18 protein-coding genes and 1 pseudogene are annotated in these 23806 nt (G+C 67.7%); 17 read left to right on the top strand and 2 right to left on the bottom strand.

The window, feature by feature from the left end; all coding sequences use genetic code 11:
* Positions 1–43 precede the first annotated feature (43 nt).
* The 7 genes from K2M58_RS08735 (at position 44) to acs (ending at position 10988) form a co-directional block, all read left to right on the top strand.
* A complete protein-coding gene (locus K2M58_RS08735) occupies positions 44–1687 on the top strand; it encodes a solute symporter family protein (RefSeq protein WP_220677241.1) in 1644 nt (547 codons plus the stop codon).
* Entirely contained in the window at positions 1687–3501 is a 1815-nt protein-coding gene (locus tag K2M58_RS08730) for a histidine kinase (RefSeq protein WP_220677240.1), read from the top strand. The genes K2M58_RS08735 and K2M58_RS08730 overlap by 1 nt, the downstream gene beginning before the upstream one ends.
* Positions 3502–3514: 13 nt before the next feature.
* Positions 3515–4249 carry a LytR/AlgR family response regulator transcription factor gene (locus tag K2M58_RS08725; protein ID WP_220677239.1) on the top strand — a complete coding sequence of 245 codons (735 nt, stop codon included), beginning with the start codon at positions 3515–3517 and terminating at the stop codon, positions 4247–4249.
* A gap of 461 nt (positions 4250–4710) precedes the next feature.
* Positions 4711–5076: a DUF485 domain-containing protein gene (locus K2M58_RS08720; protein ID WP_220677238.1), complete on the top strand. Its 366-nt coding sequence runs from the start codon at positions 4711–4713 to the stop codon at positions 5074–5076.
* Between the two features lie 4 nt (positions 5077–5080).
* Entirely contained in the window at positions 5081–6613 is a 1533-nt protein-coding gene (locus tag K2M58_RS08715; protein WP_220677237.1) for a solute symporter family protein, read from the top strand.
* Between the two features lie 235 nt (positions 6614–6848).
* Complete coding sequence (locus K2M58_RS08710) at positions 6849–8828, top strand: acetate--CoA ligase (protein WP_220677236.1); 1980 nt, start codon at positions 6849–6851, stop codon at positions 8826–8828.
* Between the two features lie 171 nt (positions 8829–8999).
* Positions 9000–10988, top strand: a complete 1989-nt coding sequence (acs, locus tag K2M58_RS08705) for an acetate--CoA ligase (RefSeq protein WP_220677235.1) — start codon at positions 9000–9002, stop codon at positions 10986–10988.
* A gap of 186 nt (positions 10989–11174) precedes the next feature.
* Here acs and K2M58_RS08700 read toward each other — a convergent pair whose 3' ends face one another.
* Positions 11175–12521, bottom strand: coding sequence for an MFS transporter (locus K2M58_RS08700; protein ID WP_252393429.1), 1347 nt, complete (start codon positions 12519–12521; stop codon positions 11175–11177).
* Between the two features lie 162 nt (positions 12522–12683).
* On the opposite strand from K2M58_RS08700, the gene uvrC reads away from it, so the two are divergent.
* The 6 genes from uvrC (at position 12684) to K2M58_RS08670 (ending at position 20250) form a co-directional block, all read left to right on the top strand.
* Positions 12684–14690 (top strand): excinuclease ABC subunit UvrC, encoded by a 2007-nt coding sequence (gene uvrC / locus K2M58_RS08695; protein ID WP_354667511.1) that lies wholly within the window; start codon positions 12684–12686, stop codon positions 14688–14690.
* A gap of 54 nt (positions 14691–14744) precedes the next feature.
* Positions 14745–16184: an aspartate kinase gene (locus K2M58_RS08690; protein ID WP_220677234.1), complete on the top strand. Its 1440-nt coding sequence runs from the start codon at positions 14745–14747 to the stop codon at positions 16182–16184.
* A gap of 216 nt (positions 16185–16400) precedes the next feature.
* Complete coding sequence (locus K2M58_RS08685) at positions 16401–17018, top strand: succinate dehydrogenase cytochrome b558 subunit (protein ID WP_220677233.1); 618 nt, start codon at positions 16401–16403, stop codon at positions 17016–17018.
* Positions 17019–17035: 17 nt separating this feature from the next.
* On the top strand, positions 17036–18799 hold the full coding sequence (gene sdhA, locus K2M58_RS08680) for a succinate dehydrogenase flavoprotein subunit (protein WP_220677232.1): 1764 nt from the start codon (positions 17036–17038) through the stop codon (positions 18797–18799).
* A complete protein-coding gene (gene sdhB, locus K2M58_RS08675; protein ID WP_220677231.1) occupies positions 18796–19542 on the top strand; it encodes a succinate dehydrogenase iron-sulfur subunit in 747 nt (248 codons plus the stop codon). The genes sdhA and sdhB overlap by 4 nt, the downstream gene beginning before the upstream one ends.
* A 9-nt stretch (positions 19543–19551) precedes the next feature.
* A complete protein-coding gene (locus K2M58_RS08670) occupies positions 19552–20250 on the top strand; it encodes an acyl-CoA thioesterase (protein WP_220677230.1) in 699 nt (232 codons plus the stop codon).
* Positions 20251–20313: 63 nt separating this feature from the next.
* On the opposite strand, the gene K2M58_RS08665 is transcribed toward K2M58_RS08670, so the two are convergent.
* Positions 20314–20571, bottom strand: coding sequence for a hypothetical protein (locus K2M58_RS08665; protein ID WP_220678932.1), 258 nt, complete (start codon positions 20569–20571; stop codon positions 20314–20316).
* A gap of 267 nt (positions 20572–20838) precedes the next feature.
* Between K2M58_RS08665 and K2M58_RS08660 the strand changes: the two genes are divergently transcribed.
* From K2M58_RS08660 to K2M58_RS08645, 4 genes and pseudogenes are all read left to right on the top strand, one after another.
* Positions 20839–21063, top strand: a complete 225-nt coding sequence (locus K2M58_RS08660; protein WP_066197859.1) for a helix-turn-helix domain-containing protein — start codon at positions 20839–20841, stop codon at positions 21061–21063.
* 128 nt (positions 21064–21191) lie between these two features.
* A pseudogene (locus tag K2M58_RS08655) lies at positions 21192–21668 on the top strand (MarR family transcriptional regulator); the annotation flags it as partial.
* 88 nt (positions 21669–21756) lie between these two features.
* On the top strand, positions 21757–22569 hold the full coding sequence (gene murI, locus K2M58_RS08650; RefSeq protein WP_066197857.1) for a glutamate racemase: 813 nt from the start codon (positions 21757–21759) through the stop codon (positions 22567–22569).
* An 89-nt stretch (positions 22570–22658) separates the two neighbouring features.
* Positions 22659–23726, top strand: a complete 1068-nt coding sequence (locus K2M58_RS08645; protein WP_220677229.1) for a GerMN domain-containing protein — start codon at positions 22659–22661, stop codon at positions 23724–23726.
* Positions 23727–23806: the final 80 nt, after the last annotated feature.

The following is a 23806-nucleotide window of genomic DNA, read 5'->3' as shown; positions in this document are numbered from 1 at the left end:
TGTGGATGATGTCGGTTTCAGGAAGCAGGTCGACGGCAGAGAGATGATCGGCGTCGGTACGGGAATCGTCGGCGGGGAAGGGTCGGGCATGGCAAAGGGGTTCGTCTTAGAGGCGTTCGGCGCATCGGCCGCCCTCGGCGTCCCGGGCGAGGTGGCGACGACGTTCGGGCTCTTTTTGGCGATGCTGGCAAGCGCCCTCGTCATCACCCACTGGGCGGCGGAACGGCAGCCGACGACGCTTCGGTTTTTCACCGCCTCTCGGCGCCTTTCGGGGGCGCAAAACGGGCTGGCCATCGCCGGCGACTACATCAGCGCGGCGTCGTTTCTCGGCACGACCGGCGCGATCGCCCTCTACGGGCACCTGGGGCTTCTTTTTGCGGTGGGGTTTCTCGCATCGTACGTCGTCTTCGGCTTCTGGATCGCCGAGCCGGTGCACCGGCTGGGCCGGTATTCGCTCGGCGACGTCTTTGCCGCCCGTTTTCCGGGCCGGAGCCTCCGGTTCGCCGTCGCCGGGGTGCAGTTTGCCATTTCCTTTCTTTATCTCCTGCCGCAGCTCGTCGGGTCGGGCCTCCTTCTCCGGCTGCTCCTCGGCCTCGATTTTCGCGTCGGCGTCGTCGTCATCGGCCTCATCATGTCCGTTTACGTCGCCTACGGCGGGATGCTGGCGACGAGCTGGGTGCAGATTATAAAAACGATCCTCCTCCTCTTCGGCTCGCTCCTCATCGCCCTCATCGCGGTCGTCCGCCTGGGCGGGTGGGCGGCGCTTGCGGCGGCCGGCCGCTCGAGCCTGGAGCCGCTCGTTCCGCCGGCGGGACTTCCCCTCGACCCGCCGGCGCAGGCGGCGCTGTTGTTCGGTCTCTTGTTCGGGACGTCCGGCCTGCCGCACATCCTCCAGCGCATGCTGACGGTTTCGTCGGTGACGGCCGCCCGGCGATCGGTCGTGTGGGCGGCGGCGGTCATCGGGGTGTTTTACCTTCTGGCGCTCGTGATGGGGCTATCGGCGCGGGGCGTCCTTTCGCCGGCGGCGCTTTCCGCGCTGGCGGAAGAGGGGGGGAACCTCGTCGCCCCGGCGCTCGCCCGGGCGATCGGCGGCGTGTTTTTGTTCGCCTTTGTGGCGGCGCTGGCGTTTCAGACGATCCTCGCGGTGGTGACGGGGCTCGTCATTTCGGCGACGACGGCCCTCGTGCACGATCTGTACGATCATGTCTTGAAGGGCGGCGTGGCGGACGAGGCGGTCAAACTCCGCCTGGCCCGGGCGAGCGCCCTTGCCGTCGGCCTCGCGGCGACGGCGGCGTCCTTCGGCGTCGGCGGGGATAACGTCGCGGTGCTGATTTCGTATCTTTTCGTCATCGCCGCCTCGAGTCTTTTTCCGGCGCTCCTCCTTCTCCTGTACTGGCGGGGGCTTACGCCGGGCGGCGCCGTCCTCGGCCTTGTCGGCGGGTTCGTCCTGGCCGCCGTCGGGTCGGGTTTTGCCTACGGACATTCGTCCGGCGGGGTTTGGGTTCCTCCGGCGGCGATCGCCGCGGGCTTTCTCTTGACCGTCGTCGGAAGCCGCCTTTTTCCCGGCGGGGCGGCGGCTCCGTGGCCGGCGTTTTTCCGGGCGGCCCACGGGCTTTGGCCGTCGGGGAAAAACTCCGGCGGTGCGGCGGAAGCCAACTCGGCGTCGGACGGGAGGCGGTCCGGCTGATGCCGCTTTTTTGGGCGCTTCTCGAGCGGGCGGCGCTCCTTCTCCTCGTCGTCCTGATGGCGCTGGAGCTTCGACCGCTTCGGCCGCTGGCGGCGCCCGTCACCGGGCGACGGCTGCGGGCGCTGCAGGGGCTTCTCTTCGGTGCCTTCGGCGCTCTCGGGACGGCCTTCGGCCTCGTCTCGGTCGACGGCCGCTGGACGCCGGTCCCGCTTTTTCTCCATTCGCCGCTTCCGCCGGAGGCGTACGTCATCGACCTGGCGCCGATCCCGGTGGCGATCGGCGGGCTTCTCGGCGGCCCGGCGGTGGGGGGAGTTGCCGGCCTCGTCGCCGCCGGCGCCGCCCGCCTTCTCGTCGGCGCCGGTGCGGAACCGCTTCAGGCGGCCGACGTGGCCGCCGGCCTCGTCGCCGGGGGGCTTTCGGTTTTTTTCGGTGGGCCGCGGCTTATGGTGCCGGCGCGGGCCTTTTTTGTCGGCATGCTGCTTCCGATCGTGCAGGTCGGCGCCGTCCTCGTCGCCCGGGGGGACGCGCCCTCGGCGGTGCGGTGGGCCGACGAAGCCGGGCCACCCCTCGTCGGGGTCATGGGCGCGGCGCTCGCGGCCTTTTCGGCGATCATCCTGGGCGCTCAGCAGGCGCTCTGGCAGGCCTCCGCCCGGAAGATGCGGCAGGCGCTTTCGGTATTGGAAAAGACCTTGCGGCACGTCGCCGGGGCGGAGCCGGCGGCCTGGGCCGAGGACGTCGCCAGGCTGCTTGCGGGGGAGCTCGGCCTCGAGGGGGCGGCGGTGGCGGACGAACACCGGGTGCTGGCCAGCGCCGGCCGGCCGCCGGCAGGGCTTCAGGCCGGCTCGGCGCTCCGGCATCCGGCGGCGGAGGCGCTTTTTTCCCGCCGGGCGGTCGTCGACGGAGCGAACGTCTTCGTGCCGGTGGAGGCCGGCGAAAAGGCCATCGGCCTCCTCGTCCTCACCTTCGGCCGGCCGGAGGCGATCGGCCCGGTGGAGGAGGCCATCGCCCACGGCATCGGGAGCCTGCTGTCGAAACAGCTTTCGGCCCTGGAGGCGGAGCGGTACCGGACGCTCGCCCGGGAGGCGGAGCTCCGGGCGCTCCAGGCGCAGATTCACCCGCACTTTTTGTTCAATACGCTGACGATGATCCACGCCCTCATCCGCCGCGACCCGGAACGGGCCCGGCGGGCCGTCGTGGATCTCGCCCATGTCCTTCGCTACGTCCTCACCGCCGACGATCGGGAATGGGCGACCCTCGACGCGGAGCTCGACTTCGTGCGGGCGTACGCCGAGATCGTCCACGCCCGTTTTTCCGGTCGCATTCGCATCGAGGTTCGGGTGGAAGCCGGCGTCGATCCGACCGCGATCGTCCTGCCGCCGGTTGTCATCCAGCCGCTCGTGGAAAACGCCGTGCGGCACGGCCTCCGCGCGAAGGACGGCGGGGGGACGGTGTCGGTTCGGGCGATGCCGGAGCGGGGAGGGGTGCTGGTGGCGGTGGAGGATGATGGGGCCGGGTTTCCGCCGAAGCTCATCGCGGCGTGGAAAACAGCTGGCGAACCCGATCCGGCGGCGGCCGCCGAAGCGCCTTTCGCCGGGTCGGCCGGCGCCGGAGGCGGGGAAAAGGAGCGGCCCCTCGGCGCCGCCGGGACGGGGATCGGCCTCAAAAATGTCGACGCCCGGCTTCGGCGCCGGCTGGGACCGGTCTCCGGGCTCCGGCTCGAAAACCGGCCGGAGGGCGGGGCCGCGGTTCGCTTCTGGCTCCCCGCCGAAAGGCCGGACGCCCGCCCGCCGGAGACGCCGGCCGCACTGCGGTGAAAGGAGGGGGACGGTGAAGCTTCGGGCGATCGTGGCCGAGGATGAGCCCCTCGCCCGGGAGGAACTTTTGGAGGTGCTCGCCCGGGATCCGGAGGTGGTCGTCGTCGGCGAGGCGGAAGACGGCGAGACGCTGTTCGATCTCCTTTCCCGACATCGGCCGGACGCTCTCTTTCTCGACATCGAGATGCCCCGGCGCTCGGGAATTCAGGCGCTGGAGCGCTGGATCGCCCGGCACGGCGCCGAAGCGGCGCCTCTCGTCGTGTTTACGACAGCGTACGAGCGGTATGCCCTCGAGGCGTTTAACCTGGAGGCGGTCGATTATCTTTTAAAGCCGTACGACGCCGCCCGGGTCGAGCGGGCCCTCCGGCGACTGAAAGCGCGGCTTCGAGAGCGGGGAATGTCGTCGGCGCCGGCGGGAAAACTCCTCGTCGACGATGGGGAACGGTACGTCGTCCTCGATCCGAAGGAGATCCTCTACGCGGAGCGGAAAGAGCGGGAGATCGTGGTTCACACGCTTCGGGGACCAATCCGAAGCCGGATGGCGCTGGCCGAACTCGAGGAGCGGCTGCAGGGCGGGCCGTTTTTGCGCGTCCACCGGAGCTTTCTCCTCAACCTCGACTACGTCGACAGCATCGAGCCGTGGGCCAACGGCGCCTACACGGTGTACCTCAAAGACGCGAACCAAACCGCCATCCCGGTGAGCCGCGGCGCAGCCAAGGCGCTGTTCGATCGCCTCGGCCGGCGGTAGGGGGCTTCGGCCGGCGGCAGCGAGTGCTTCGCCCGCGGCGGAGGCGATTCGGCCGGCGGCAGCGAGTGCTTCGCCCGCGGCGGAGGCGATTCGGCCGGCGGCGTCGTTTGGGCAGCCCCGAAGGGGCCGCGTCCGCGGCGGCCGGATTCGGCCGGAAGCGGGGTGAACCGGCAGTTTCGTCCTCCAATCCGCATGTTCCCATCGAACGGAACGCTCCTCTTCGCGCGTGGAAAAATGCCGTTGGCGCGCATCAACGGACATTTCGCGCGCTTCATGTTCACAACCGTCGGTTTTTTTGCTATCCTCTGATTAACCCTTTCCAGGGGGAAAGCGCTTTCCAGCGCAGCGGTTGTCCGGTTTTCTCGCCAAATGTCGGCCCGGTGATCTCGCCCAAACCGGTGATCTCGCCCAAAAGAGAACCGGGCGAGCATGGAAAAAGAAAACCGAAAGGAGGCGCGCCGATGTCCGACCTCGATCTTGCGTTCGGTTCCTCCGGAAGGGCGCCGGCGGAGGCCGCCGAAGCCCGCTATCAGGCGATCGCCCGCTCGGACGGGTTTCGCACCCTCGTCCGGCGCAAGATGGCCTTCGTCTGGCCGGTGACGATTCTTTTTGTCGCGTTTTATCTTCTCCTCCCTCTGCTCGCCGGCTACGCCCGGCCGCTCATGGGATCGTTCGTCGTCGGACACGTGACGTTCGGCTACGCCTACGGCCTCATCTACTACGTCGTCGCCTGGGCGCTGGCGTACGTCTACGTCCGGGCGGCCCGCTCGTTCGACGCCCGGGCTCGGGAACTGGCCGGAAGCGACCGCGGACGGAAAGGGCGGTGAGCGGATGATCCAGCTCTTCGGCGTGGCGCTCTTCGTCGCCATCGTCGCCCTCACGATGTACATCACCTACTGGGCCTCCCGGCGGGTCCGGGGGACGAGCGAGTTTTACGCCGCCGGCCGGTCGCTCACCGGCTGGCAGAACGGCCTCGCCATTGCCGGTGACTACCTGAGCGCCGCCTCGTTTCTCGGCATCGCCGGCCTCGTCGCCTTGAACGGCTACGACGGCTTCATGTACGCCGTCGGCTGGCTCATGGGCTACGTCGTCGTCCTCTACCTCGTCGCCGAGCCGCTCCGGAACTCCGGCAAGTACACGCTGGCGGACGTTCTTTCCTACCGGCTTCAGCCGGTGCCGACGCGCCTGGCGGCGGCCCTCGTGACGCTGACGATCAGCACGTTTTACATGGTGGCGCAGATGGTCGGCGCCGGGGGGATCATCCAGCTTCTCGTCGGCATTCCGTACGAGTGGGCCGTCGTCATCATCGGCGTGCTCATGATCGTCTACGTCGTCTTCGGCGGGATGATCGCGACGAGCTGGGTGCAGATCGTCAAGGCGGTCCTCCTCATGGCCGGGACGATCCTCATCGTCCTCCTCGTCGGCGCCCGGTTCGGCTTCAACCCGTCGAACCTGTTTGCCGCCGTCGCCGAGCAGCACGGCGTCGAATTCCTCCAGCCCGGGAAGCTCTACAAAAACCCGATCGACCTCGTCTCCCTCGGCATCGCCCTCATCCTCGGCACGGCGGGTCTCCCGCACATCCTCATCCGCTTTTACACCGTGCCGACGGCCCAAGAGGCCCGGAAGTCGGTCGTCTGGGCGATGGCGATCATCGGCGTCTTCTACCTCCTCATCACGTTCGTCGGCTTCGGCGCCATGGTCCTCGTCGGGCCTGATCGCATCCGGGCGGCGGACAAGGGCGGCAACATGGCGGCGCCGCTTCTCGCCGAAGCCCTGGGCGGCGGCCCCGGGACGATCGGCGGGGAGCTTTTCATGAGCGCCATCGCCGCCATCTCGTTCGCGACGATCGTCGCCGTCGTCGCCGGCCTGGTGCTCGCCGCCTCCGGCGCCTTCGCCCACGACATCTACACGAACGTCATCAAGCGGGGCGCCGTCGACGAGCGGAAGCAGTTCGTCGTCGCCCGGGTGACCGCGCTCGTCGTCGGCGCGGTGGCGATCGCCATCGGCATCCTCGCCAAGGGGCAAAACGTCGCTTATCTCGTCGCCCTCGCCTTCGCCGTCGCCGCAAGCGCCAACCTGCCGGTGATCCTCTTTTCTCTTTACTGGAAGCGGTTCAACACCGCCGGCGCCGTAAGCGGCATGATCGTCGGCGCCGCGACGGCGGTGACGCTCGTCATGATCGGCCCCAGCGTCATGGGGAAAGATGCTCTCTTCCCGCTGGCGAACCCCGGCATCGTGAGCGTCCCGGTCGGGTTCCTCACCGCCTTTTTGGTGACGCTTCTTACGCCGGCGGAAGCGGACAAGGCGGCGAAGTTCGACGAGCTCGCCGTCCGAGCCCACACTGGCCTCGGCGCCGAGCAGTGAGGGAGGGAGCGCCTTCGCGCGTTTCCGCTTTCGCCTAGGCGCCCATTCTTGATCGGCGAGGCGCCCCGTCGGCCGACCCTTTCCCTCCGGCGAAGAGACGGGCGCGCCGGCGCCTTTTTTGCGAAGCCGTTCAACCCGATCGCCCGGATCCTTGCCCCGCCGCCCGCCGAGCGGCGGGGCCGGGCGTGAAGGAGGATGCCGACCGAGACCGACCTTATAGGGGGGACGACCTGCGATGCGCATCTTTCAGCCGGAACTCGAACGCCTGAAGCGGGAAGCCGAGCGGGATTTTGCCGCCTTCTGGGGCCGGATCGCCCGGGAGGAGGCGTTCTGGTTCAAACCGTTTGAACGGGCGTACGACGGCGCGCCGCCGTCGTTTCGCTGGTTCGTCGGCGGCGAGACGAACGTAAGCTACGCCGCCCTCGACGTCCACCTCGAGCGGGGCTGGGGCGGTCACGCCGCCCTGATCGGCCTGAACGAGCGGGGCGAGCGACGGGTTCTGACCTACAACGACCTCCACCGCCTCGTTCGGCGGATTGCCCGTGGGCTCCGGGCCCTCGGCGTGGAAAAAGGGGACCGGGTGGCGATCTACATGCCGACGATGCCGGAGGCGATCGCCGCCATGCTGGCCACGACCCGCATCGGGGCGATCCACGTCGTCGTCTTCGCCGGCTTCGGCGCCGGGGCGCTCCGGGACCGGATCGCCCTTTCGGGGGCGAAGGCGCTCCTCTACGCCGACCGGACGTTCCGCCGCGGGAAGACGGTCGACCTCGAAGCGATCGTCGCCGAGGCCTTAAGCGAGCCGCTGCCGGAGCTCAAGCGAGCGGTCGTCCTGCGACGGGAGGCGGCCGCGGGCCCCCGGTCGTACGGCGCCCTCCCGGCGGAGGCCGTCCTCGACTGGGAGGCGTTTCTTCAGGCGGGAGAAGAGGAAAGCGACGCGGCGACGCCGGTCGAAGCCAACGAGCCGGCGTTCATCCTCGCCACCTCCGGGACGACCGCCAAGCCGAAGCTCGTCGTCCACGCCCATGGACCGTATCAGGTCGGCGTCCGGGCGATGGCCAAGTGGATGTACGCCCTCCGGCCGACGGACATCTGGTGGTCGACATCGGACATCGGCTGGATCGTCGGCCACAGCTATATCGTCTATGGGCCGCTCTTTGTCGGCGCGACGACGCTCGCCTTCGAAGGGGCGCTCGATCACCCCGGCCCGGAGACGTTCTATCGCATCCTGGAGTCGGAGCGGGTGACGGGACTTTTCGTCGCGCCGACGCTCATCCGGATGCTGATGAAGTACGGCGCCGACGTCGCTCGCCGCTTTGACCGCACGTCGGTCGAGCGGGTGTTCAGCGCCGGCGAGACGCTGAACCCGCCGGCGTGGGCGTGGTTTCAGGACGAGGTGTTCGAAGGGCGGGTGCCGGTGATCGACCACTGGTGGCAGACCGAGACGGCGGCGCCGGTCATCGGGAACCCGTACGGCCTGGGACTGCTCCCGATCAAGCCCGGGTCCGCCGGCGTGCCGCTCCCCGGCATGGCGGTCCGCATCGTCGACGACACCGGCACGCCGCTTCCGGCCGGCCGGCAGGGAATTGTCGTCGTCGAGAAGCCCTTCCCGACCCTCACCGCCCGCCTGTGGGGCGAGCCGGAGCGATACGGCGAGTCGTACTGGCGCCGCATCCCGGGCGTCTACTACGCCGGCGACGCGGCGCACATCGATGAGGACGGCTACGTCTGGTTCGCCGGCCGGGCGGACGAGGTGCTGAACGTCGCCGGCCACCGCCTCGGCACCGTCGAGGTGGAATCGGCGCTCCTCCGCCATCCGGCGGTGGCGGAAGCCGGCGTCATCGGCCGGCCGGATCCCCTCCGGGGCGAGGTCATCGCCGCCTTTGTCGTGTTGAAAGGGGACGTTCAGCCGTCGCCGGCCCTCGAAGACGAGCTCCGGCAGACGGTTCGGCAGGCGCTCGGCCCCGTCGCCGTCGTCGGGGATCTGATCTTCGTGCCGATGCTGCCGAAGACCCGGAGCGGCAAGATCATGCGTCGGGTGCTCAAGGCGACGCTCCTCGGCCAGCCGCCGGGGGACATCTCGACCATCGAAGAGGAGGCGAGCGTCGCCGAGATCATGGAAGCGTGGCAAAAGCTCGCCGCTGCCCGAAGCGGCGCCGATGCCGGCGCCCCGCCGTCGGCGGGCGCGGCTTCGCCACCATTCGCGCAAGATTGAAACGCCCCGGTTCTTTCGCGTCTCGGTCGATTGTGTTAGACTGGATTTTACAAACGCGCCGGGGCCGGCGGCCCTGCGGCGGACCGGCCGCCCCCTGCGGTGGATCGGCGGCCGCCTGCGGCGGGCCGGCGGGCTCCGGGCTCATCCTTCACCGGCAAGGAGGGACGGACGATGACCGATCGCGAGGTGAAGGCGGCGGAAGGGTCGCTTTTGGAAAGCAAGCTCCGGGAAGAGCGCCGCTTTGAACCGCCGGCCGACTTCCGGGAGCGGGCGTGGGTCAAAGACCGGACGCCGTGGGAAGAAGCGGAACGGGATTTTGAGGGCTTCTGGGCGAAGCACGCCGAAGCGGAAGTCCATTGGTTCAAAAAATGGGATCGGGTCCTCGAGTGGAACCCGCCGTGGGCGAAGTGGTTCGTCGGCGGCGAGACGAACGCGAGCTACAATTGCGTCGACCGTCACGCCCTCGGCCCCCGGCGGACGAAGACGGCGATCCTCTGGGAAGGGGAGCCCGGCGACCGGCGCGCCCTCTCGTACGAAGACCTGCACCGGGAAGTGCAGAAGTTTGCCAACGTCCTGAAGGGCCTCGGCGTCCGGAAGGGCGACCGGGTGGCCATCTACATGGGCATGGTGCCGGAGCTCGTCATCGCCATGCTCGCCGCCGCCCGGATCGGCGCCACCCACACCGTCGTCTTCGGCGGCTTCAGCAGCCAGGCCCTCCGGGACCGGATCCAGGACGCTCAGGCGAAGGTCCTCATCACCCAGGACGGCGCCTGGCGGCGGGGGCAGGTCGTCCCCCTCAAGCAGTGGGCCGACGAAGCGCTGGTGGAGGCGCCCTCGGTCGAGAAGGTCGTCGTCCTGCGGCGGGTCGGCGACGCCGCCGGCGCTGCGATGGTCCCCGGCCGGGACGTCTGGTGGCACGAGGCGATGGCCGGGGCGGCGGCCGACTGCCCGGCGGAACCCCTCGACAGCGAGCATCCGCTTTTCATCCTTTATACATCCGGCACGACCGGCAAGCCGAAGGGCGTCCTCCACACGACCGGCGGCTACCTCGTCGGGACGACGTTGACGGCGAAATGGGTCTTCGATCTCAAGGACGACGACGTCTACTTCTGCGCCGCCGACATCGGCTGGATCACCGGTCACAGCTACATCGTCTACGGCCCGCTGTCGAACGGCGCGACGGTCGTCATCTACGAAGGGGCGCCGGACTGGCCGGACAAGGACCGCATCTGGGCGATCGTGGAAAAATACAAGGCGACGATCTTCTACACCTCGCCGACGTTCCTCCGGACGGCGATGCGCTGGGGGCCGGAGTACCCGAAGCGGCACGACCTTTCGAGCCTCCGCCTCCTCGGCACCGTCGGCGAGCCGATCAACCCCGAGGCGTGGATGTGGTATCACGAGCACATCGGCGGCGGTCGCACGCCGATCGTCGACACGTGGTGGCAGACCGAGACCGGCATGATCCTCATCGCGCCCCTTCCCGGTGTTCAGACGATGAAGCCGGGCTCGGCGACGGTGCCGCTTCCGGGCATCAAGGCCGACGTGGTCGACGAACAGGGCAACCCCGTCCCGCCGAACGTCGGCGGCTACCTCGTCATCGAGCGGCCCTGGCCGGCGATGTTCCGCACCCTCTGGGGCGACCCGGACCGGTACGTCAAGGCGTACTGGAGCCAGTTTCCCGGCCGATACCTCACCGGCGACGGCGCCCGGAAGGATGAAGACGGCTATTTCTGGATCACCGGCCGCGTCGACGACGTCGTCAACGTCGCCGGCCACCGGCTGTCGAACATCGAGCTCGAAAGCACCCTCGTCGCCCATCCGGCGGTCGCCGAGGCGGCGGTGATCGGCCGCTCCGACCCGATCAAGGGGCAGGCGCTTTCGGCCTTCGTCGTCCTCCGGGCCGGCGTCGAACCGAGCGACGCCCTCAAGGAGGAGCTTCGGCAGTGGGTCGGCGAGAAGATCGGCCCGATCGCCAAGCCGTCGGACGTCTTCTTTGCCGCCGACCTGCCGAAGACGCGCTCGGCGAAGATCATGCGGCGGCTGCTTCGGGACATCGCCGAAGGACGGGCCCTCGGCGATACGACGACCCTCACCGATCCGGCGGTCGTCGAGGAGCTCCGGCAGCGCTACATCGCCGAAGGGAAGGAGCAGGCCTGAAACCGCTCCGGATCGTGGCGAAAAGCGGGCGGCTCCCTCTTCAGGGCCGCCCGCTTTTTCGGTGCCTGCGTTTCCGGTTTCTACCGTCCAGTCGCCGGGGGGCCTGCGACCAGGCTGCCGGCCGGCCTTCCCGGCTTGAATTGTCTAAGGTGTTACCCGGTCGCGGCGTCGGCCGCGTTTTATCTCTTAGGCGTGCGGAACCTTGCCCGTCACGTGCCATCCGGCGATCTCTCGATCGCTCGGGAGAAGGAAAGCCAGCGCACCGAGAAGCGGAAGGACGCTTAAGGCTTGCATGCCGAGTGTGATGCCGAAATGCTCGATGAAGGCGCCGACGGCGATGGCGCCGACGGCACCCATGCCGAACGCAAGGCCGATGATAAGCCCCGACATGGCGCCGACGTGGCCGGGGAACAGCTCCTGGGCGTAGAGCACGCTAACCGAAAAGCTAGAGAGGACGATGAAGCCGAGGATCGGCATGACCGCCAGGGCAAGCGCCGGTCCCACATGGGGAAGAAGAAGGGCGAACGGGGATGCGCCCAGCATGGAAAAGACGAGCACCGTCTTTCGTCCGAAACGGTCGGCGAGCGGTCCGCCGAAGAGCGTCCCCAGCGCCCCGGCCGCCAGAAACAAAAAGAGGTAAAGCTGCGCGCGCTGGACCGGAAGTCCGCTCCGTTCGATCAGGTAAAAGGCATAAAAATTGCTCATCCCCACATGGTACCAGGACCGGAGGAAGACGAAAGCGACGAGGACGAGAAGGGCCCATCGGGCGCGAATGAGGAGGCGGTGGCGGCCGGCGTGCGGGGCGGCGGTCTCCGTTTTCCGGTCGCGTTCGGCCGGCCCCTGGTCGCCCGCGGGGGCGAAGGGGTGCGCCTTCGTGATCGTTTTGCGCCAGGCGGCGACGGCGAGCATGAGCCCGGCGGCGGCTGCCGCCGGGAGGGCGAAATAAAGCGCCGCCCGCTGTCCGAAAGGGACAAAGATCAGAGCGGAAAGAAGCGGGGCGAGGGACTGTCCGGCGTTTCCGCCGACCTGGAAGATCGATTGCCCGAGCCCCCGGCGCGGACCGCTCGCCAGATGGGCGACGCGCGATGCTTCCGGATGGAAGACGGCCGACCCCAGCCCCACGAGCAACACCGCAAGAAGCACGTGATGAAATTCATGGGCTAAGGCCAGGGTGACCATGCCGGCGAGGGAGAACAGCATGCCCGTCGGCAGCAAATAGACGAGCGGGCGGCGATCCGTTCCGAGGCCGATCACCGGCTGCAGCACCGAGGCCGTGGCGTACAGGGCGAAACTCACCCACCCGAGTTGAACGTAATCCAGGGCCAGGTTCTCCCGCAGGATGGGAAAAACGGCGGGAATCACGGCCTGCATCGAGTCGTTGAAAAGATGCGCCAGGCTGATCGCCAGAAGAATCCACAAAAACATCGCCGGATCGCGGCGTCCTTTTTCCCGGGCGGTCGCCGGTTTGGCGGGCGCCTTATCCTCCTCGGACGCCCCGGGAAAGGGGATTTTCCTTCCGACGGTCGCGCGCATGCGGCTCCCTCCTTCCCTCGGATCGGCGTCTGTTTTGTCGGTTGTAGCTGTTAGATTATATCAGAAAAACGGCGGTGGCGCGAAAACGGCGAACGGGGCGAAGGAGGTCGGGATCCTGCCGGCGAAGTCCGCCCCGGCCGATGTGCTACAATAGGGGAGAAGGTGATCGTCGTGAAGCTCAAAGAAAAGCTTTCCCTCCTCCCCGACGCGCCGGGTTGCTATCTGATGAAAGACAAAGACGGCCACGTTCTCTACGTCGGCAAGGCGAAATCGCTCAAAAACCGCGTCCGGTCGTACTTTACCGGCTCCCACGATGGGAAGACGGAGCGGCTCGTCCAGGAGATCGCCGATTTCGAGATCATCGTCACCCGGAGCGCCTTCGAGTCGCTCATTCTCGAGATGAACCTGATCAAGGAGCACCAGCCCCGCTACAACGTGCTCCTCAAGGACGATAAAAGCTACCCCTACATCAAGCTCACCAAGGAGCGGCACCCCCGCCTCGAGATCACCCGGCGGGTGAAAAAAGGAGACGGCCACTACTTCGGCCCCTATCCCGACGCCACCGCCGCTCGGGAGACGAAGCGCCTCCTCGACCGCCTCTATCCCCTCCGGAAGTGCCGGACGCTCCCGGCGAAGGCGTGTCTCTACTATCACCTCGGCCAGTGCCTCGCTCCGTGCATCCGGCCCGTCAAGCCGGAAGACTACGCCGCCATTGAGAAGGAGATCAAAGCGTTCCTCCGAGGCGGCCACGGCGACGTGAAAGAAAAGCTCGCCGCCGACATGCGCCGGGCGGCGGAAGCGTGGGACTTCGAGCGGGCGGCGGAGCTTCGGGACCTCATCCGGCGGATCGATGCCGTGATGGAAAAACAGTCCGTTCTCCTCCCGGACGCCGCCGACCGGGACATCTTCGGCTACGCGGAGAAAAACGGTCTCCTCTCCGTTCAGGTGCTGCACATGCGAGGGGGTCGACTCATCGAGCGGAAAAGCGACATCCGGCCTCTCTCCGTCCCGGCGGAAGAGGCGTTTTTCTCGTACGTCGCCCAGTTCTACGCCGCCTTCGACCGGGACAGCTGGCCGGACGAGATTCTCCTCCCGCCGGCCGCCGGTCCGGAAGGGGAGGCGGCGCTGGAGGCGCTCGAGGCTTTCCTCGAGCGGCGGGTGAAGATTCCGAAGCGAGGCGCCGGCCGGGACCTCGTCCGGATGGCGGAAAAAAACGCCGCCCTCGCCCTCGACGAGCACCTCGCCCTCCGGACCCGGGACGACGAAAAGCTTCGGAGCGCCCTCGCGGAGCTCGGCGCCGCCCTCGGCCTCCGGCCGCCGGAGCGGATCGAGGCGTTCGACATCGCCCACCTGGGCGGCGCCGACGCCGTCGGCGCGATGGTCGCCTTCGTCGGCGGCCGGCCCGACAAAACCGCCTACCGCAAATACCGCCTCAAAGAGGCCCGGGGCGGCGACGACCCCGGCGCCCTGCGGGAGGTCGTCCGCCGGCGCTTCATCCGGCTGCTCAAAGAAGGCGCGCCGCATCCCGATCTCGTCCTTGTCGACGGCGGCCGGGCGCAGGTCGAGGCGGCGGTCGACGTCCTCCGGCACGAACTCGGCCTTTCTCTGCCCGTCGCCGGCATGGTCAAGGACGAGCGGCATCGGACGGCCGGACTCCTTTTCGGCGATCCCCCGGCGCCGGTCGCCCTCCCGCGCTCCGGCGAGGCGTTCGTCCTCATCGCCCGCATCCAGGAAGAGGTGCACCGCTTCGCCCAGGCGTATCACCACGCCGTTCGCCGGTCGAGCGCCCTTGCATCGCTGCTCGACGGCGTGCCGGGGATCGGTCCGAAGCGAAAGCGCGCCCTCCTCACGCACTTCGGCTCCCTCCGGCGCCTTCGCGCGGCCGACCCGGAAGAGATCCGGCGCCTCATTGGCCGTCCGGCGGCGGAGGCGCTCCGGGAACGCCTGCAGGCGCTCGACGCCGACAGCGCGGCCTCGGGGGGGGCCCCGGAGGAGCGGCCCCGGCCGGATCGGCGCTCCGGCGCCGGAGCGGTGCCGGCGCCCTCCGGCGGTTTCGACGAATCCGGCATCGACGCCGAAGCCGGCGGGGAGATCGAGGCGGCGGTCGAATCGGCGGACGGCGGCGCCCGGGCGGCCGACCGCGTTGCCGAAGACCCCCCCCTCGGATAAAATGGGAACCATGAGCGCTTTAAAGAGACAAAGTCCTAAAGGGAGTGGAGGCCGGTGCGCATCGTGCAAAAATACGGCGGCTCTTCGGTCAAGGACGCCGACCGCATCCGAGCCGTCGCCGGGCGGATCGCCGCCCGCCACCGGGAGGGACACGAGCTCGCCGTCGTCGTCAGCGCCATGGGCCGGACGACCGACGATCTCATCGCCCTGGCCGAGGCGGTCGTCGGCGACCGACGGCGAGAACCGGCGTTTGCCCGGGAAATGGACATGCTCTTAAGCACCGGCGAGCAGGTGTCGATTGCCCTCCTCGCCATGGCCTTGAAGGCCCTCGGCGTGCCGGCGGTGTCCCTGACGGGCTGGCAGGCCGGCATCCTCACCGAGGCGGTTCATGAGCGGGCCCGCATCCGGGCCGTCGACGCGAAAAAGCTGCGCGCGCTTCTCGCCGAAAGGACGGTGGCGATCGTCGCCGGCTTTCAGGGCATCACCGCCGGCGGCGAGATCACGACCCTCGGCCGCGGCGGATCCGACACGACGGCGGTCGCCCTGGCGGTCGCCCTCGGCGCCGATCGGTGTGAAATCTATACCGACGTCCCCGGCGTCTACACGACCGACCCGCGGATCGAACCTCGGGCGCGGCTTCTTCCGACGGTGACGTACGACGAGATGCTCGAGCTGGCCCATCTCGGCGCCGGCGTCCTTCACCCGCGGTCGGTGGAGCTCGCCAAGCGCTATCAGATGCCGCTATTTGTCGGCTCATCGTATACGGACGAAGGGGGGACACTGATCGTGGAAACGCGTTCGACGCGTCCGGAGGACGTCCGCCATGAGCGGTCGACCGGCGCCGCCTCTTACGCTCAAGACCGTTCCGCTTCGACGGAGCTTAAGGCGAGGACGGCCGCGGAGGCGCCCGGCGCCTCGGATTCGACCGGCGCGCATCCGGGTGCTTCGAGTGAGAACGCCGGCGGCCTCGAAGACGACCGGGTCGTCAGCGGCGTCGCCCTCGACAAGGCGGTGGCGCGGCTCACCCTCGTCGGCCTCTCGCTCCGGCCGACGACGCTGGCCGATCTGTTTGAAGCGCTGGCGGCCGCCGGCGTCAACGTCGACATCATCATCCACACCACCCGGAACGACGGCACGACCGACGTCGCCTTTTCCGTCCAGGAGGACGACGTCGACCGGGCCCGGGCCGTCCTCGACGGCCTCCAGGCGACCCTCGGTCATGCGGCGGTCGAGGTCGAGGCGGACCTGGCCAAAGTGTCCATCGTCGGCGCCGGCATGGCCACCCGGCCCGGCGTCGCGGCGACGATGTTTCGCCTGCTCGCCGACGCCGGCATTCCGGTGAAGATGGTGAGCACCTCCGAGATCAAAGTGTCGGCGGTCATCCCCCGCGCCCTCGGGGCGGACGCCGTCCGAATGCTTCACGACGGCTTCGGCCTCGGCGAGGAGAACGGCCTCGGCCGGCTGGCCGCCCGGATCGCTGAGGCGGCGGAGTGAACAAGGTTTCAACGCTGTCGGCGGGTGCCGCTTTCGGGCCGTTTCCGGCCGGTCGGGGTGGCCAACCGTTGATGCGGGAGCGTTTTCTTGACCTTTTTTTGACCCGGCGGTACAATGAAAGCGGAAAAATGATCCGGAGTTTCACCTGTCAAACCACGCGTGCTTTTTTTCACAATATTGTCCCGGGTCGGTCCCGGCCGGAAGCGGAGGGATTCGATGGCAACCGTCTTACCGCGTTCCTTTGTCAGCCGCAGGCTGCATTCGCTCCTCGGCGTCATCCCGATCGGCGCCTTTTTGATCGAGCACCTCATCGCCAACTACTCGGCGGTCGGGGGGCCGGAAAAATTCGAGGCGACCGTGCGGTGGATCAACAGCCTGCCGTTCGTCCTCCTCATGGAGATCTTCTTCATCTATCTCCCGATCCTCTTTCACGCGGTCCTCGGCGTGGTCATCGCCTTTCAGCCGAAAAACACCCTGCCGAACTACGGCTATTTCCGGAACTGGATGTTCTATCTTCAGCGGCTCACCGGCCTCATCACCCTCATCTACATCGCCTGGCACGTCTGGGAGACGCGGGTTCAGGCGGCCCTCGGCCAGCCGGTGAACTTCGAGATGATGAAAAACATCCTCGACAACCCCGTCTCGATCGCCTTCTACATCATCGGCATCCTTTCGACGGTGTTCCATTTTTCGAACGGCCTCTGGTCGTTTGCCGTCAGCTGGGGTCTCGCCGTCGGCCCCCGGGCCCAGCGGCAGATGACCTACGTGTCGGCGATCGTGTTCGTCTTTCTGTCGTACGTCGGGCTCATGGCGCTCTTTGCGTTTATCGCGTGAGAGGGGAGTAGAGGCGGATGGCAAAGCAGACGCTCATCGTCGTCGGCGGCGGGCTGGCGGGGTTGATGGCGACGATCAAGGCCGCAGAAGCCGGCGTGCCGGTGAAGCTTTTTTCCGTCGTCAAGGTCCGGCGGTCCCACTCCGTCTGCGCCCAGGGCGGGATCAACGGCGCCGTCAACACCAAGGGCGAGGGCGACTCGCCGTGGCAGCATTTTTACGACACGATCTACGGCGGCGATTTTCTCGCCAACCAGCCGCCGGTCAAGGCGATGGCCGAGGCGGCGCCGGGGATCATCTACATGTTCGATCGGATGGGCGTCATGTTCAACCGGACGCCGGAAGGGCTCATCGACTTCCGACGCTTTGGCGGCACCCTCTATCACCGGACGGCGTACGCCGGGGCGACGACCGGGCAGCAGCTCCTGTACGCGCTGGACGAACAGGTGCGCCGGCATGAGGTCGCCGGCCTGGTGGAAAAGTACGAAGGGTGGGAGTTTCTCTCCCTCGTCCTGGACGAGGAAGGCGTCGCCCGGGGAATCGTGGCGCAAAACATGACGACGATGGAGATCCGGGCCTTCCCGGCGGATGCCGTCATCCTCGCCACCGGCGGGCCGGGGCTCATCTTCGGCAAATCGACCAACTCGATGATCAACACCGGAAGCGCCGCCTCGGCCGTCTACCAGCAGGGGGCGATCTATGCCAACGGCGAGTTCATCCAGGTGCATCCGACGGCCATCCCCGGCGACGACAAGCTCCGCCTGATGAGCGAATCGATCCGCGGCGAAGGAGGCCGGGTGTGGGTGTACAAGGACGGGAAGCCGTGGTATTTCCTCGAGGAAAAGTACCCGGCTTACGGCAACCTCGTGCCGCGGGATATCGCCACCCGGGAAATCTTCCACGTCGTCGTCGATCTGGGCCTCGGCATCAACGGAGAGCATATGGTGTACCTCGACGTTTCGCACATCCCGCCGGAGGTGCTCCGGGTGAAGCTCGGCGGGGTGCTCGAGATCTACGAAAAGTTCATGGGCGACGATCCGACCAAGGTGCCGATGAAGGTCTTCCCGGCGGTGCACTACTCCATGGGCGGCCTCTGGATCGACTACAACCACATGACGAACATCCCGGGCCTCTTTGCGGCCGGCGAGGTCGACTACCAGTATCACGGCGCCAACCGCCTCGGCGCCAATTCGCTGCTTTCGTCCGTCTTCGGCGGCATGGTCGCCGGTCCCAAGTCGGTCGAGTACATGCGGGGGCTCAAGAAATCCGCCCACGACCTCCCGAGCACGCTCTTCGAGGCGGCGGTGAAGCGGGAGGAAGAAAAGTATCGCCGCATCCTCGGCATGCGCGGCGGGAAGGAGAACGCCTACAAGCTGCACGAAGAGCTCGGGAAGTGGATGACGGAAAACGTCACCGTCGTCCGGTACAACGACCGGCTGAAGAAGACAGACGAGAAAATTCAGGAGCTCATGGAGCGCTGGCACGACATCAACCTCGACGACACGCTGGAGTGGAACAACCAGGGCGTTTTCTTCACGCGGCAGCTTTGGAACATGCTCGAGCTCGCCCGGGTGATCACGTTGGGCGCCCTGAACCGGAACGAAAGCCGCGGCGCCCACTACAAGCCGGAGTTCCCGGAGCGGAACGACAAAGAGTGGCTCAAGACGACGAAGGCGACGTGGACGCCGGACGGGCCGAAGTTCGACTACGAAGACGTCGACATCTCCCTCGTCAAGCCGGTGCCCCGACGGTATGACGTGGCCAAGGAGGCGACGAAGGCGTGAGCCGCAAGATCACCCTCATCGTGACGCGCCAGGACGGGCCGGATCAGCCGCCGTACAAAGAGACGTTCGTCATCGACTACCGGCCGAATATGAACGTCATCAGCGCGCTCATGGAGATCCGCAAAAACCCCGTCAACGCCAAGGGGGAGCGGGTCGCGCCCGTCGCCTGGGAGATGAGCTGCCTCGAGGAAGTGTGCGGCGCCTGCTCGATGGTCATCAACGGCAAGGCCCGGCAGGCGTGTTCGGCCCTCATCGATAAGCTCGGCGACACGATCACCCTCGAGCCGATGCGGACCTTCCCGGTCGTCCGGGACCTCATCGTCGACCGCAGCCGGATGTTCGAAGATCTGAAGAAGGTCAAGGCGTGGGTGCCGATCGACGGAACGTACGACATCGGCCCCGGGCCCCGGATGCCGGAAGTCGACCGGCAGATGGCCTACGAGCTTTCCCGCTGCATGATGTGCGGCGTCTGCCTCGAGGTCTGCCCGAACGTAAGTCCTCGGTCGAAGTTCATGGGCGCGGCGATCATGAACCAGGTCCGCCTTCACAACACCCATCCGACCGGCGCGATGCACAAGCACGAGCGCCTCGAGGCGATCATGGGGGAGGAGGGCCTGGAAGGCTGCGGCAACTCCCAGAACTGCGTCCAGGCGTGCCCGAAGGGGATTCCGCTCACGACGTCGATCGCCGCCCTCCGCTGGGAGACGACCCGGTACTCGATCAAAAAATGGATGTTCTCGTAAGGTGAAACGATGCGCCTCTCGTTCATCGCCGGCCCGGTCGACGCTTGGCTGGAGGGGTTTCGCTATTTCCGGCCGTTTCGCGTCCGCTTCGGCGAACTCGACGCCTTCGGTCACGTGAACAACGTCGTCTATTTTCGCTATTTCGAACAGGCCCGGATCGACTACTTCGGCCGCCTCGGCCTGTTTACCGATCTTTTTACCGGTCCTTCTTCCGGCCTCATCGTCGTCGCGCAGCAGGAAGCCCATTATCTGAAGCCGCTCTACTTCGGCGATGCGATCGACGTCGGCGTCCGGTGCGCCCGCCTCGGCCGGACGTCGCTCACCCTCGAATACGCCGTCCTCCGGCGACCCCGCCCCGACGGGGACGCCCGAGCCGGGACGGTTCAGGCCGCCGGCGAAGGCGGATCCGCGGCAGCCGGGCGGGGCGGGCCGGCGGCGCCGGACGCTCCGCCCCCGGCGGGCGAACGGAACCGGGCGAACGAGGCCGTCGACGATTCCGGGCCCGCGGAACCGGCCGGAGACGGCAGACGGTCGGCCGTCGACGCATCGGAGGACCGGCCTCGGCCGGAGCGCCTCGTCGCCGCCGGCCGGAGCGTCCTCGTCCACCTGGATCGGGAGCGTAAGGCGCCGGCGGCGCTCCCGGAGGCGGTGCGAGCGGTTCTGTCCGCCTTTGACCGTCCCGAGGGAGCGGACGAATGGGGATATTGAGGAAAAGCTCGGGATTCGTAAGCCGAAAAAAGCCGCCGTCAATCGGCGGCGTTTTTTATGGCTTTACGGGGCGTCGGACGCCGTCGCCTCACCGCCGTCCGCCGGCGGCGTTTCTCGTTCCAGCGGGCGGTGCTCGTCGATGAGGCCGTTTTCCGGGCTCACGATGCCGCCGCCCAGCCCTTCGTTGATCATCCGGTCGACATCGAGCCAGTAGGCGGCTTTTCCTTCCGGATTCAGGGCCGCTTCATCGCGGGTCGCCGCTTGTCGCACCCGGTCGGTCCGGCCCGTCGTCGGGTCGGGGATCGGGGTCGGTTCGGCCATGATCTTCCTCCTTCCGGCGCTTTTTGGCCAAAAGAGCCGGGGATCCGGCCTGTCGGAAGCGATCGTCGGGGCAGCGACCGGATGGGCCTCCGGGTGGGCCGGAAGACCGGTCGGGCTGCCCGATCGATCGGGCCGCCGACTGTAGTGTACCCCGTTTTGGCCTACACCACCGCCGAAGGCGAGACATAAGATAGTCTGACGCCAAGACCGTACGTCCGCGCGCCATGGCGCCGCCACGGTGCAGGGCGTGGCTAGGAGGGTGGCCAGGTGCAAGAGGCTGGGCGCAGGCGGTCGTCCGTGCTGACGAAGCGGGAGCGGGAAGTCTTTGAACTCCTCGTGCAGGATAAAACGACGAAAGAAATCGCCGAGCAGCTTTTCATCAGCGAAAAGACGGTCCGCAACCACATCTCGAACGTCATCCAGAAGCTCGGCGTCGCCGGCCGTTCTCAGGCCGTCATCGAACTGATCCGCATGGGGGAGCTCAAGATCTGACGCCGTCCCTTGACAGCCTTTTGGCGGTGCGGTTTACTTTAAGACAAGAACACCGCCGAAGAGGTCCCGACATGGCGCATTTCGATGCAACTTCCTCCTCTCGCGACGTGTCGCTTTCTTTCGACCGAATGGAAGCGTCGACCGGTCCGCCGCCGGAGCGGTCAACGTTGGACGCGCCGGTCGATCCGGCCGTTGCCGAGGTGGAGTGGCTCCTTCGTTACATCAGCGGCATCATCAAGCAGCGGGGGCGGGAGATCCTGCGGGATTTTCCGATCACCCCGCCGCAGTTTGTCGCCCTCCAGTGGCTGAAAGAACACGGCGACATGACGATCGGCGAACTGTCGGAAAAGATGTACCTCGCCAACAGCACGACGACGGACCTCGTCGACCGGATGGAAGCGAGCGGCCTCGTCCGCCGGGTGCGTTCGGCGACCGACCGCCGCGTCGTCTACATCCACCTGCTGGACAAAGGGCGGACGATCATCGACGCCGTGATCCGCGCCCGGCAGCGGTACCTCGCCGAGGTGCTCGCTTCCTTTGCGCCGGAGGACGTGGAGCGGCTCATCGCGCTTCTCGGCGCCCTGTACCGGCAGATGAAGGGCGAGCCGGTGTCGGATCGGAACCGGGAACGACGGGCATCCGGCGCCGCCGAAGGCGGCGAACGGTCGGATCAAGCGCGGGAGGAGGGGTCGGATGGATCGGCCGATCGGCATCCTTGATTCCGGCGTCGGCGGGCTCACCGTCGTCAAAGAAGTGCTGCGGCAGCTGCCGAACGAGCGCATCGTCTATATCGGGGACTCGGCGCGATGCCCCTACGGCTCCCGGCCGCGGGAGGAGATCGTGCGGTTCACGATGGAGATGGTGCGTTTTTTACTTAAATTTGATCCCAAGGCCCTCGTCATTGCCTGCAACACCGCGACGGCGGTGGCGCTCGATGCCGTCCGGGCGGCGGTTCCGGTGCCGGTGATCGGCGTCATCGACCCGGGAGCCCGGGCGGCGATTCGGGAGACGGCGGGCAGCCGGATCGGCGTAATCGGCACGGTGCAGACGATCGAAAGCGGCGCCTATGCGGCGGCGATCGGTCGGACCCGGCCGGACCTCACCGTCGTCGGCATCGCCACGCCGGAGCTCGTGCCGCTCATCGAACTAGGCTGGCCGAAGGAGGCGGCCCGGCCGGTGCTGGAGGCGTCGCTCGCGCCGGTGCGGGCGGCGGCGGTCGACACGCTCGTCCTCGGCTGCACCCACTATCCGCTCATCGCCGACTGGATTCAGGACGTCCTCGGCGACGGCGTGAAGCTCATCAGCTCGGCGACGGAGACGGCGGCGGAGCTCGCGGCGGTGCTTACGGAGGCGGGGCTTTTGCGCCGGGCGCCGGAGGTCCCGGTGGAAGAGCGCCTGCTTCTGTTTACGACCGGCGATGTGCCGGGCTTTCAGGCGATCGCCGAGCGGTGGCTCGGCCGGGCCGTCGCCATCCGGAGCGCCGTCTTGAACCCGGAACGGGTCTAGAACGACCCGGCATATCCGCCCGTCCCGGTCCGTATACATGAGCGTACGAGCCGAACAAGCGCCTTCAGGGCGCAAGGAGGGACGGACGGATGCGAAAGCGCGCGGTCGGCGGGCGGTGGATCGGGGGAACGCTGCTCGTCGTCCTCATTTTCGGACTCGGGATCGGCGGATGTGCCTGGGGAGCGAAGCCGTCGTCGGCCCCCATCGATCCGCCGCCGCTTCCCAAGGCGGACGTCCCGGAGGAGGGCCCCGATGGCGGGGCGGGGTCCCGGCCGACGGAGGCGCCTTCCGGATGGGTGAACGCCACGCTGTATGCCATCGATGCGCACGGATACGTGGTGCCGCTTACGGTCCGCCTCCCGCACGCGGAAGGGATCGCCCGGCAGGTGCTCCTCCACATGGTCGACGGCGGCCCGGGGACGGCGCTCCTTCCGGCCGGTTTTCGCCTGCCGCTTCCGAAGGGAACCCAGATGAGCGTCGACGTGCGGCCGGACGGAACGGCCGTCGTAGACTGGACCGGGGCGTTTGACCGCTACCGGCCGGAGGATGAGGTTCGGATCGTCCAGGCGGTGACGTGGGCGCTGACGGAGTTTCCGACGGTGCGAAAGGTCCGGTTCCTCCTGAGGGGGGAGTCGCTTCAGGCGATGCCGGTTGCGGGGCTTCCGCTGCCGGAGGCGCTCGACCGGTCGATCGGCCTCAACGTCGAGTTTTCACCGGCGGCCCGCCCCGGCGAGACGACCGCGGTGACGGTGTTCTTCGAGGGCGAGAGCGCCGACGGAACGTTTCGCTATTTTGTGCCGGTGACGCGGCTTGTCCCGCGAACGCATGATCCGGCGGCGGCGGCCCTGGAGGAGCTCATCCGCGGTCCGGCGCCGGGAAGCCCCCTCCTGCCGACGGTCGTGCCAGGCGCGGAGGTGCACCGGATCTCGGCGGACGGCGAGGCGGCCGTCGTGGACGTTGCTCCGGAACTGCTCGGGCCGGAGCCGAAGCGGACGGGGCTTCGGGCGGTGGAGGCGGCCGCCCTTTCGCTCCTCACGTCGGTCCCGCTCAAAGAGGTGCATTTCCTCGTCGACGGTCGACCGATTCGGCTCGGCGACGCCCTCGATCTGACGCAGCCGGTCACGCGGCCGAAGTCGATCAACCCCCTCGCGTTCTAAGCCGTTTGGGATTGCCGGCCGAGGCACGGTATAATGAAGGCATGCTCAAGATCGGCTCATCGGTGAAGCGAGGGATCGGA

This window comes from Hydrogenibacillus sp. N12 (assembly GCF_019645935.1).
Taxonomy (GTDB): domain Bacteria; phylum Bacillota; class Bacilli; order Thermicanales; family DSM-22653; genus Hydrogenibacillus; species Hydrogenibacillus schlegelii.
The sequence above is the reverse complement of the archived record's forward strand: the minus strand, read 5'-3'. Positions and strand labels throughout refer to the sequence as shown.

Excerpts from the sequence above, each read along its gene's own strand:
- K2M58_RS08735 (WP_220677241.1), top strand. The coding sequence starts at position 44 with ATGATCGGCGTCGGTACGGGAATCGTCGGCGGGGAAGGGTCGGGCATG.
- K2M58_RS08730 (WP_220677240.1), top strand. The coding sequence starts at position 1,687 with ATGCCGCTTTTTTGGGCGCTTCTCGAGCGGGCGGCGCTCCTTCTCCTC.
- K2M58_RS08720 (WP_220677238.1), top strand. The coding sequence starts at position 4,711 with ATGTCCGACCTCGATCTTGCGTTCGGTTCCTCCGGAAGGGCGCCGGCG.
- K2M58_RS08715 (WP_220677237.1), top strand. The coding sequence starts at position 5,081 with ATGATCCAGCTCTTCGGCGTGGCGCTCTTCGTCGCCATCGTCGCCCTC.
- K2M58_RS08710 (WP_220677236.1), top strand. The coding sequence starts at position 6,849 with ATGCGCATCTTTCAGCCGGAACTCGAACGCCTGAAGCGGGAAGCCGAG.
- acs (WP_220677235.1), top strand. The coding sequence starts at position 9,000 with ATGACCGATCGCGAGGTGAAGGCGGCGGAAGGGTCGCTTTTGGAAAGC.
- K2M58_RS08700 (WP_252393429.1), bottom strand. The coding sequence starts at position 12,521 with ATGCGCGCGACCGTCGGAAGGAAAATCCCCTTTCCCGGGGCGTCCGAG.
- K2M58_RS08685 (WP_220677233.1), top strand. The coding sequence starts at position 16,401 with ATGGCAACCGTCTTACCGCGTTCCTTTGTCAGCCGCAGGCTGCATTCG.
- sdhA (WP_220677232.1), top strand. The coding sequence starts at position 17,036 with ATGGCAAAGCAGACGCTCATCGTCGTCGGCGGCGGGCTGGCGGGGTTG.
- K2M58_RS08670 (WP_220677230.1), top strand. The coding sequence starts at position 19,552 with ATGCGCCTCTCGTTCATCGCCGGCCCGGTCGACGCTTGGCTGGAGGGG.
- K2M58_RS08665 (WP_220678932.1), bottom strand. The coding sequence starts at position 20,571 with ATGGCCGAACCGACCCCGATCCCCGACCCGACGACGGGCCGGACCGAC.
- murI (WP_066197857.1), top strand. The coding sequence starts at position 21,757 with ATGGATCGGCCGATCGGCATCCTTGATTCCGGCGTCGGCGGGCTCACC.
- K2M58_RS08645 (WP_220677229.1), top strand. The coding sequence starts at position 22,659 with ATGCGAAAGCGCGCGGTCGGCGGGCGGTGGATCGGGGGAACGCTGCTC.